This is a genomic window from Terriglobales bacterium, assembly GCA_035764005.1.
In the GTDB taxonomy this organism is placed as follows: domain Bacteria; phylum Acidobacteriota; class Terriglobia; order Terriglobales; family Acidobacteriaceae; genus Gp1-AA112.
In genome coordinates, this window is record DASTZZ010000115.1 from 136,303 (window position 1) to 146,569 (window position 10,267).

At 56.6% G+C, this 10,267-nt stretch carries 9 protein-coding genes; 4 read left to right on the forward strand and 5 right to left on the reverse strand.

Translation table 11 applies throughout. The annotated features are described in order from the left end of the window. Positions 1 to 200: 200 nt before the first annotated feature. The 3 genes from VFU50_19640 to VFU50_19650 form a co-directional block, all read right to left on the reverse strand. Complete coding sequence (locus tag VFU50_19640; protein ID HEU5235080.1) at positions 201 to 1,685, reverse strand: M48 family metallopeptidase; 1,485 nt, start codon at positions 1,683 to 1,685, stop codon at positions 201 to 203. A 120-nt stretch (positions 1,686 to 1,805) separates the two neighbouring features. Further along, positions 1,806 to 3,815 carry an amidohydrolase family protein gene (locus tag VFU50_19645; protein ID HEU5235081.1) on the reverse strand — a complete coding sequence of 670 codons (2,010 nt, stop codon included), beginning with the start codon at positions 3,813 to 3,815 and terminating at the stop codon, positions 1,806 to 1,808. Positions 3,816 to 3,854: 39 nt separating this feature from the next. Further along, positions 3,855 to 4,220, reverse strand: a complete 366-nt coding sequence (locus VFU50_19650) for a PilZ domain-containing protein (GenBank protein ID HEU5235082.1) — start codon at positions 4,218 to 4,220, stop codon at positions 3,855 to 3,857. A gap of 203 nt (positions 4,221 to 4,423) precedes the next feature. Here VFU50_19650 and VFU50_19655 point away from each other — a divergent pair, with 203 nt between their 5' ends. Further along, positions 4,424 to 5,758 (forward strand): hypothetical protein, encoded by a 1,335-nt coding sequence (locus VFU50_19655; protein HEU5235083.1) that lies wholly within the window; start codon positions 4,424 to 4,426, stop codon positions 5,756 to 5,758. Positions 5,759 to 5,790: 32 nt separating this feature from the next. Here VFU50_19655 and VFU50_19660 read toward each other — a convergent pair whose 3' ends face one another. Next, entirely contained in the window at positions 5,791 to 6,501 is a 711-nt protein-coding gene (locus VFU50_19660; GenBank protein HEU5235084.1) for a response regulator, read from the reverse strand. A 233-nt stretch (positions 6,502 to 6,734) separates the two neighbouring features. Here VFU50_19660 and VFU50_19665 point away from each other — a divergent pair, with 233 nt between their 5' ends. Together VFU50_19665 and VFU50_19670 are read left to right on the forward strand one after the other, a co-directional pair. Next, entirely contained in the window at positions 6,735 to 7,553 is an 819-nt protein-coding gene (locus VFU50_19665; GenBank protein HEU5235085.1) for a class I SAM-dependent methyltransferase, read from the forward strand. 22 nt (positions 7,554 to 7,575) lie between these two features. Then, positions 7,576 to 8,475, forward strand: a complete 900-nt coding sequence (locus tag VFU50_19670; GenBank protein HEU5235086.1) for a DNA-formamidopyrimidine glycosylase family protein — start codon at positions 7,576 to 7,578, stop codon at positions 8,473 to 8,475. 154 nt (positions 8,476 to 8,629) lie between these two features. Here the strand turns inward: VFU50_19670 and VFU50_19675 are convergent, their stop codons facing one another. Next, a complete protein-coding gene (locus VFU50_19675) occupies positions 8,630 to 9,664 on the reverse strand; it encodes an AI-2E family transporter (protein HEU5235087.1) in 1,035 nt (344 codons plus the stop codon). 286 nt (positions 9,665 to 9,950) lie between these two features. On the opposite strand from VFU50_19675, the gene VFU50_19680 reads away from it, so the two are divergent. Further along, a partial coding sequence (locus VFU50_19680; GenBank protein HEU5235088.1) for an ATP-grasp domain-containing protein occupies positions 9,951 to 10,267 on the forward strand: 317 nt, incomplete at its 3' end.

Genomic DNA, 10,267 nt, shown 5'->3' on the forward strand with positions numbered 1-10,267 from the left:
ACAGAAATTGGGAAAACGTTTTCTGCGGTAGCCTATTCGCGGTTCCGAACTTCGTCAACGGAAGAGTGACGGACGCTGATCTCGATTATTTCGACGGACGGCTCGGTTCAACGCTACGCGAGGCGCAAACGCATTCTCGCTTCGAGGGCTGGACCGTAGCGGGCACACGCAGCGTCGTGAGGAGATTCCCTTCCCGAGTTCTATCTAAGCTGCAAAGTGTTCAACATCCGTTGATAGGTCGGACGGAATTGATTGAATGAGTTCTGTGGAGCAATGAAAATCAGGTACAACAGCCCGCCCTGGGGACGCGGGAGCGTTACAAGCCAATCGCGTTCGCTCAGCGGTTTGCCATTCTTCTCGACAGGCGAAGTGCCGGTCAGAAAGACGGAGCGGCCATCGACGCCATTCACCTGAAGTGTCCGCGCGCTGCCGGAAACTCGCAGGTTCTGGTTCGATTGCTGCAGGTTTTGGATCAGGTCCTGCGTGGCTTGATCGAGGCTGTCGGCGTTCTGGTCCTGAGAGCCGCCGATGACCACACCGTAGGCAATTGCGTTTTGTCCTACACCGGCTGACGGAGCGATGGTCACGTTGGAATTAGGATCGCCGAATACCTGCCAGTTGTCGGGATAGGAAATCGTGAAGGCATTGTGCTGCAACGGCTGCAGATTGCTGCTGGGCTTTACCTGCTGCGGAGTCACGCTGCTGATGTTGGCGTTTCCACCTGGGTTCGCGCTTCCCTGCGAATCGCTGGTTGGAGCCGGGAGATTTGCCGGAGTGGCTCCGCTGGATGAATTCTGCTGTGCCCACCTTCCCTGCTTGGCTCCGTCGGCGATTTCCTGTGCGGTGTAAAGCCGCATGTGGCTGGCTTCCTGCTTCGCCTGCACGAACGCCTGACTGTTGTTCTGGTAGTTGCGCGAAGGCCACTCGGCAATTTCTTTGTCGATGGCGGCGCTGCGATTTCCTGGATCGGGATGGTCGCTCAGGAACTGTGGACCGCTGGAGCCCTCGGACTCGAGCTTCTCGAAGAATTGCGCCAGAGCACGAGGATCATAGCCCGCTTTGTACATGATGATCGCGCCCACCGCGTCGGCCTGCGCTTCGTCATTGCGCGAGTACTTGAGCGAGATGGCGCCGGCGCCGATCTGCATGCCCAAACGCGCAAGCGTTCCGGCGGTGCCTCCGCCGACAATTGCCCCGAGGACTCCCAGAATGCCATTCGTGAATGCCTGCTTCGAGGCCTGCTTCGCCGAGTGCTGCATGTATACGTGCGACATCTCGTGCGCCATCACGCCTGCGAGTTGAGCTTCATTGTCAGCTGCGACAATCGCTCCGGCATTGACGAACATTGGTCCGCCCGGGAGGGCAAAGGCATTGATTTCCTTTTCGGGAATCACGTGAAACTCGTACGGCCAGGAATATTCCTGAGGAATCTGCGCAACCAGCTTCTCGCCAACCCGCCTGACGTATTGAGTCAGCGCACTCGAATCCGGCAGCACCGGCATTTGTTTATAAACTTCAGCGGATGCCTGTCGCCCAAGCTGAATCTGCTGGTCGCGCGTGATGCTGGTAGTGCCGGGATCCGGCAACTCGGGTCCGGTGGTAGCGCCCAGTAGCCATGAAGGTTGGGTGAGCAGCAGCGTCAAACATGCTGCCAGAATTCGTTGTCTGAAAGGTCGTACGTTCATGTCGGATTATCTAAGTTAAAGCAGTTACTCTGTTTGATGCGCCAGAGGCATTCGAGGAGAGCAGAAAAACTGCTGCGAAATAGTGAGGTCAGCGAGACTGCTGGCCGGCGCGCAGTCAGCTCAGTTGGCGCTCGGACGGATGCCGACTGCGCTGTAGACCTTTGCACTGTCATACAGGACGCCATCTTTCATCACAAGTTGGCAGCGACGTATGTCGCTGATGTTCTCCGCTGGATTCCCGTTCACCAGCAGAAAGTCTGCACGCTTTCCCGCCTCAATGGAACCAAGGTTCCTATCTTGCTTTAACAGCTTGGCAGCATTGAAAGTTGCGATTTGCAGCGCCTTTGTTGGTGGAATGCCTGCACGGACCTCGAGCTCCAATTCGCGATGCAGCATGATTCCTGCTGGAGCATCGGTTCCTGCCAAAATGGGAATGCCGGCGTCGTACATCTTCCTGGTCATGCGCAGCATGGCCTCGTAAGAGTCTTTGTAAAGCTGATCGGTTTCCGGTGTAACCGGCAGACCGCCAGTGTAAGCGCCGCGCTGAACCTGTGCGGGAAGACGATCGAGCACGGGAGCAAAGTCGGGCGAAACCTTTCCTGGACGACCGGTGAACATGCCTTCGAAGGCAGCAAGGGTCACGTCCACCGTTGTGTGTCGCTGTTTCAGTAATTCGATGAAGTCATTCACCTCTTTCGAATTCAAGTCGAGCTTGGCAGCGTTTGCTCCGACCGCCGTAAATCGTTCTGGCGTACGCGTGTCTTTCACCTGTGAACCAAGAAAATTCAGGAAGATGAAATTGATGTGTTGAAGTTCATCGGCGCCGTCTTCGACGAATTGGCGAGCGATCATTCCATTGGGAATGTGGCCGCTCACGCGCAATCCGTGTGCGTGCGCCGCCTTTACGATTTCTGGAACAAGTTCGGGCTTGACGGAGCTGTAGATTTTGATTTGGATGTAGCCAAGATCTGCATAGCGATTCACATCGGCAAGGGCCTCGTCAACGTTGTCAGCATAAAGACCAGTGGGAGCCTGGAATGGGCCGCGTCCATCAATGAAACCGGCCTTCCACACCCGTGGACCGATCGCGTCGCCTGCAGCCCAGCGGTCCTGGAGATGCTTGAGGTCATCGATGTCGTTTCCCATGTCGCGAATCGAGGTCACACCGCTGGCGACGTTGAGAAGCCCATCGATAGCTTGCGCATGCGCGTGCATGTCGAAGAGGCCGGGTAGCAAGGTTTTGCCGTGCCCATCGATGCGCTGGGCATCGCCGGGAACATGAACCGAATTTGCTGGCCCCACTGTTGCGATTTGGTTGCCGTTGAAGATGACGGTCTGATCTTCGCGCATCATTGCGCTGGCCGAATCGAAGAGCCGGACGTGCTCTACCGCGACAGCATGTTGCGGATGCTCTGCCAACTCTTTCGCCAGGCGCGTGTAGCGCTCGTCGGCTGCCGCACGATCCAGCGCATAAAGACGATCGTTGCTCTGCTCCCATCCTTCTCGCAGAAGCGCAAACCATTTGCCGGGAAAACCGAAGAGACGATGATCATCATCGAGCCAGACGGTCTGAGGTTCATACGAGAGTCCGGTGATCGCGTATTCGGTGAGGTGCAGCTTCTGGCTTCCGTTATCGAGCGTGACATCGGTTAACTTTTCGAGCCGGGCTTCTCCGCCGGGGAAAAGCTTCACAGATCCGTCCTTTGCCTTCAGTAGTGCATTCACCAAAAAGGATGATTCGGCTGCCGAACCGTTGTTGCTGATGTAAAAACCCGCCGACGATGATTGCCCATTTTCGGAAGTGCTCTTCCAGTTCGCGACTCCATTTTCGACGGCGAAATGCTCATCCACCGGCGCTTTCAGATAATCGTTGCCGGTGATATCAATCCGTTGCGGCATGCCGTCGCTTCCGAGCAGGTAATGCGCGCTCACCTTCGGACCGCGTCCGCGATCATTGAATTCGAATGTGCTGTCGATGCGACCGTCTGGGCTGTAGACATCTACCTCGCTGCCGGCGACTTTGGCGTTGCTCAGGATCGTGTATCGCAGCGTGGTTGCAGACGCGTTCTGCGGATTTACTGGTGTCTGAACGAATAGAGCTGAAAGAAGCGCGAGGACTAGCACGAACATGGCGTGCCATTATGCCACCATGGCAGGCGGTGGGAATGGTTAGCTGGAGGCCTTGGCGGTGTCGGCTAGCGAAAGCTTAAAGGTGTCCACGTAAGTGCCGCTCAACAGGCCTTCTAAATCGGCAATCCGGTTCAGTGGATCAAGTGCTTGGAGTCCGATTTGTCCTGCCCTGTTTCCGCCATCCTGCCCCACCCACGCCACGCGAAAACGGACCTTGTGCTTCTTGTAGTCGAGCGTTAACTCCTGCCCTACGTTGACCTTGCGGTGGAAGTTGCCGATTCGGGCGCCACGGGCGGAGACGTCGAGTGTGCACACTGGATCGCGGAACGCCTTTCCATCGGCGTCATTTCCAAAAATCAGAGCGGGAAGCGCGATGAAGTGTCGCTGGGACTTCCGACGGGACATGGGTCTAGTATCGGACCTTTTGGGATAGACGAACAGTTACACAGGTAACAGACACAAAAGCTGGGAATTCCACAACGCCCACACCATTGTTGATAACGCACTCACCGCGCTAAATCTCTGCCCGTGCGAGAGTACGGCTTCATCAACTTAACAACTTCACGCCATGCACGATTATCCGCATCGCGTTAAATTTAAGAGAGCGTATGAAGTTACGGGTACTCGGCTTTCTCCTCTGTCTTCTGCCTGCAATGGCCTTTGCGGACCTGAAGCTTACCAACCGCGTTACGGCTCAAGGACGTAATTCTGAGAACACGGTTCTGAGCAAGAATGGGATGCTTCGCATCGATAACGGCGCCACGCCTGCGGCAACTTCGGTCATCGTTGACTGCGCCGGCCACAAGATGATTCAACTTAATAACGTGGGCCGCACGTACCTGGTGACCAACATGCCCGCTGCGGGCAGTTTGCCCAACTCAAGCTCACTACCCGCCACCGGGGGCACAGTCACGCTCAACATCAATCGCCAGGACACAGGGGAAAGGCAGTCGTTCTTCGGATACAAGGCCAGGCATATCAAGACGACAGCTTCAAGCGAAGGTGGCAACGGCGCTTGCGCCGGCAACCTGAATATCGCAACCGACGGCTGGTATATCGATGCTCCCATTACTGCGAGCTGTAGCTCGGCGGAACGCGAAATCCTGGTGCGCAGCCTCGAAGCGCATCACTGTGAGGATCGCGTGGTGACAAAAACCAGCGGCGTTGAGACGCTCGGCATTCCCGTGCTGATTGAGACCAAAGCAACCAATGGTTCCGGCGCAGAGTTCGACGTTCGCCAGGAGACTGCCAACATTGAGGTCGAGACGCTCGATCCTGCCCTCTTCGCACCTCCACGGGACTACACCGAGGTAACCAGCTATCGTGACCTCATCGCTGCGCAGAACTCGCCCGTTGGAGCACAGGCGGTTCCCAATTCGGGACCAAACTTTCCTCCGGTGACCAAATCTGGACCGAACGAGAATGGGAAGGGAGTGGTCGCGGGAGCGACCCATGCAACCACAAACGAGAAATCCGGCGTTCTGAAAATCGGAATCACGCAGGTCACCAGTAGCACCGACCAGTCCTTCTCGGTTGAAGGCTTGCAGCAGGAACTCGCCAATGAAGTGAACTTCCTCGGCGGACGCGCAGTGATCCTGCCCGCCGATCCCAACGATCGCGACGCGGCGAATGAGCAGGCCAAACGACAGGGCTGCGATTACATTGTCTTCACCGAGATCACCGATTTCAAAACTGCCAGCGTTGGACAAAAGCTTGGCAGGGTTCTCAATCGAGGCGGCATGGGCGGCGTCGGTGGGAATGGGAATGGCCGCGTGGAAATTGTCGCCAATGTTAAAGTCTTCCAACCGGATGTCTTCACACCTGCCCTTGACGGCACCGCCAATTTCCGCGGCAACGACGTTACCACCACTGCGCAAGGGCTAATGCACACGGAGGCTCGAACGCTCATGCTGGATTTGAAGAAATTGCAGCAGAAAAAGTAAAGCGCTGGTGCAAGAGCCTGTGACTTCTACGCTCAGCGGGTGGTGGCCAGCACATCGAGGCAGCGCCGCAGGTTCTGATGCTGGGTTGCCGTGACATCGACGAACTCAAAGCCGTGTGACGCGGCGTTGCGATAGCGCACGCGAGCGTTGAGTTTTACTTTCAAGTCACACCTGGGAACGCCGATATCGAGTGCAACAAGTTCTCCCGGCAAGATCGCGGTATCGAGGTCACCACCGCACCCGCCCTCGGCCAAATCTGTCAATTTGCCGCGAAGGGTAACCGCCTCCGCTTTCTCACGGCTAGTGGGACGGAGGGTAAACTCCGAAGAAACGGAAAAGCGGGGATAGCGCCTGCGTACCAAAACGGGAGGCGCGTCTCCGAGCAGACGCGTAAGCTCCATTACAAGCGCCTGCGGCTGTTCCTTCTGCACATAGACATCAACTACTCCGGCGCTCTTGACCTTTTCTTCCTGCGGATGAGCTGAGTACATCAAAATCGGCAGCCCGGGGTGCTCGCGCTTGAGAATCTGGGCTACTTCCAGCCCGGAAAGGTCGGGCATCTCATAATCGAGCACGGCTGCATTCAGCGCAAAAGTCGCCGCGAGTTCCAGTGCCGCGCGTCCATTCGGAGCGGTTAGAACGCGGTATCCAACGGCGGTCAGGAACATGTCCAGCATCTGCAAGACGTACGCAGTGTCGTCGACGCAGAGGATGGTTTTACCGCCGGCTGTGGGTGAAGACATGCAGCCTCTTGCCGTAAATGATGGCGGGTTTACCTGACTACAAAGAGATAACCGAAGTACGTGTCCGAAAGGACATGTACCTGGCAAAGTTATTTTTGGGAAACGAGTGGATTGTACCGCGTTTCCGGGCAAAGAATTCGTTGATAACAAAGGGCCGACGCCGTGCCCTCCAGCTTCGATCCTGTCCGCATCGTCTGAAGAAGGAAATTGCTGTCCGGCGTATGATGTTCCGCATGGGAACAGCCGCTCCTGACATTAACAGCCTGAAAGCCAGAATGCGCGATACATGGATGGCGGGCGACTTTGGCGTCATCGCTCGCTACGCCGAAGCTGCCGAGCAGGAATTCGTCGAGCATCTGCAGCTCAAACCGGGGACACGCGTACTCGATGTTGCGTGTGGAACCGGCAATACCGCTATTCCCGCTGCGCAAAAGGGAGCGAAGGTGACTGGGGTGGATATCGCCTCGAACCTTCTTGCGCAGGCGCGCCAACGCGCTCAAGAAGCTGGTGTCACCGCTGAATTTCGCGAAGGCGATGCTGAGCAGTTGAGTTTTCCCGACGCCTCATTCGATGTGGTTATCAGCGTCTTCGGAGCGATGTTTGCTCCACGCCCCGAGCGCGTTGCTGCCGAGTTTCTGCGCGTGTGTCGTCCGGGCGGTACCATCGCAATGGGTAATTGGACGCCCACCGGCTTTGCGGGACAGATGTTCAAGACGACAGCAAAGCACGTCCCTCCACCGCCCGGCATACCTGCTCCGTCTTTATGGGGAGACGAGAGTGTTGTCCGACAGCGATTCGGCAATGGCGCAAGACAGATTACGTGCACGCGACGCGCCTGCGATTTTGTCTTTCCTTTTGCGGCCGCTGAAGTCGTGCAGCTCTTTCGGACATACTTTGGACCAACGAAGGTGGCATTCTCACGCCTCGATTCCAATGGACAAGCCGCCCTGGCTGCCGACCTCGTGCACATGTGGACTGAGCAGAACCAGGCGAAGGACGGATCTACGCTCATTCCCGCCGAGTATCTTGAAGTGCACGTGATCCGAGCATAGGTGATTCCCGTTTCTGCACTGAATGCCTGAGCTGCCCGATATCCTTGCATATATCAGCGCGCTTGAGCCTCGCATCGTTGGGCAGCAGCTTCAGCGCGTTCGCATTGCCAGTCCCTTTTTGTTGCGCACAGCGCAACCGCGGATCGAAGAAGTAGAGGGACGCACCGTCCGTGAACTGCGCCGCATTGGCAAGCGCATCTCCCTTGGATTCGACGACGGCCTGTGGCTGGTGCTGCACCTGATGATCGCCGGTCGCCTGCATTGGCGCCCTGCGGATGCCAAGCTCGGAGGGCGCCAGAACCTCGCCGCGTTTGATTTCCCGAATGGCTCGCTCGTGCTTACGGAAGCTGGCTCGAAAAAGCGCGCATCGCTGCACGTAGTCGCTGGTGATGAGGGATTGCAAACGCACGATCCCGGAGGCATTGACGTCTTCAGTAGCGACTTCGAGAGCTTTCGGGCTGCACTTGCGGCCGAGAATCGCACGCTCAAACGAGCGCTCACCGATCCACGCGTTTTGAGTGGAATCGGCAATGCCTATTCCGATGAAATCCTGCACGCAGCGCGACTGTCGCCTATAGCGCTGACACAAAAGCTCAAACCAGATGAATGGCAGCGTCTGTTTACCGCCACGCGCGAGACGCTGGAGCTATGGATCGCTCGCCTGCAGTCCGACGCAACCACCAAATTTCCCGAAAAGGTAACCGCCTTTCGTGAAGACATGGCCGTGCACGGCCGCTACGGCAAACCATGTCCAAGATGCGGCGAAAAGATTCTGCGCATTCGCTACGCCGATAATGAGACCAACTACTGCGCTCGCTGCCAGACCGGCGGGAAGGTTCTCGCCGATCGCAGTCTCTCGCGCCTGCTGGGCTCCGATTGGCCGAGGACCTTGGATGAGTTGGAGGCGTTGAAGAAGAAGTGAGAACAAGCAATAGGCAATAGGCAAAGGCAAAACGACCCCAAAGAGCACTTCCCCCCAACGCGAATCGTTGCCGCCCGCTTCTTACCTTTACTCACAATAGGCTTTTGCTTCGCTTCTCGCCTATTGCTTATTGCCTATCGCCTATTGCCCCTTTTCACGCTGCCTTGCTCTCCTCTTCCCCAATCACCAGTACATCGCTTTTGCCCGAAGAGATGTACTCGTCAATCAGCACGGAAATCAGTACTGCTGACGGAACTGCGATCAGCATTCCCACGATTCCCGCAAATGCCTCTCCGATGATCAGCGCGACAACGATTGTCACCGCAGGAATTTTTACCTTCGATTCCATGATGCGCGGATTGAGCACGCTGTTCTCGACGTTGTGGTAGACGACGAAAAAGATCACTACGCCCAAAAGCTTTCCGACTGAATGTACGGCAGCAAGAAGTCCGGCGACGATCACCGTAATCACTGGTCCGAGCACCGGAATGATGTTGATGATTCCCGCAAAGAGCGCCAGAGCGTAGAAGAACTGCATGTGCAGCAGACCAAATACGATCAGCGCAGAGCAGCCGTGAATCAGCATGAGAATCGCCTGGCCCGATAGCCAGCGCTGCATATGGCGTCCACCGCGGAGGAGCGTCGTTTCAACGCGCTGCTGTTTGTCGGAGGGAAACAGTGACACGGCCCAGGCGATCGATTGCCGCCCGTCGATCATGAAATACGCCGATGCCAGCAGCACGGTTCCGACCTCGATCACCAGCTTGGTCATTTTTTTCGGCTGCATGTTCTGGCCGATGAACTGATGGATATACGAGTTGATCTGCTGGCTGGTGATGTGAATCATGGGAATGTAGTGATGGATCCAGCTCTGCAGCTCATCCATGCGCTTGGGCCAGACCTGCTGGATACCCTTCAGGTCCCTTGCCACGAGAGGGACGAAGTAGATGAGCGCAATACCGACAAGCGCAATTACTCCAAGAAAGAGAATGGCCACTGCAGCCCCCTGGCTTGGCCGCCACTTCCTGATTCGCAACTTTCGGATATGCGCAACGATTGGCGCGAGCAGCACTGCCATCAGCACGCTCACATAAATCAGCAGCAGCGCGCGCCTGAGCACCCACGCGATATACAGCAGCAGAGCTGTTCCGAAAAAGAGAAATACCAGCCCACGATACTGCTTCCACATGGTTGGGTTAGATGTTGACGTTAGAGCTCGTGTTCTTTGCTGTCATGCCGAACGCCTGGTTTGGCGTGAGGAATCGCCACCGATTCTTGGATGTCTTCGTTAAGAGTTCATGCAGTCCCTAGGGATTCCTCACTCCTGCTCACGCAAACAACGCGTGAGCATCCGTTCGGAATGACAGAAAGAATCCAGCTGCGCTGTTTGCTCGTCCACAGACCCGTCCTATAAAATCGTGAGTTTTCTTCATGTGGTCGGGACCGCATAGTGTTCCTTCCTCTTTTTCCATTACATGAAAATTCACGAGTACCAAGCTAAGGGCATTCTCGCGAAATACGGCGTCGCGGTGCCGCGCGGCGAGATGGCCACCACCAAAGATGAAGCATTCGAGGCCGCCAAGCGGCTGCTCGCGGCGGGAGCAAAGGGCATTGTTGTGAAAGCCCAGATCCACGCCGGCGGACGCGGCAAAGGTGGAGGCGTGAAGCTGGCCAAGACCGCCGACGAAGCCGCCGGACTTGCAGGCAAGATTCTGGGCATGCAGTTGGTCACGCATCAGACTGGCCCGCAAGGACAGAAGGTTCAGCGCCTGCTCATCGAAGAGACTCTGCC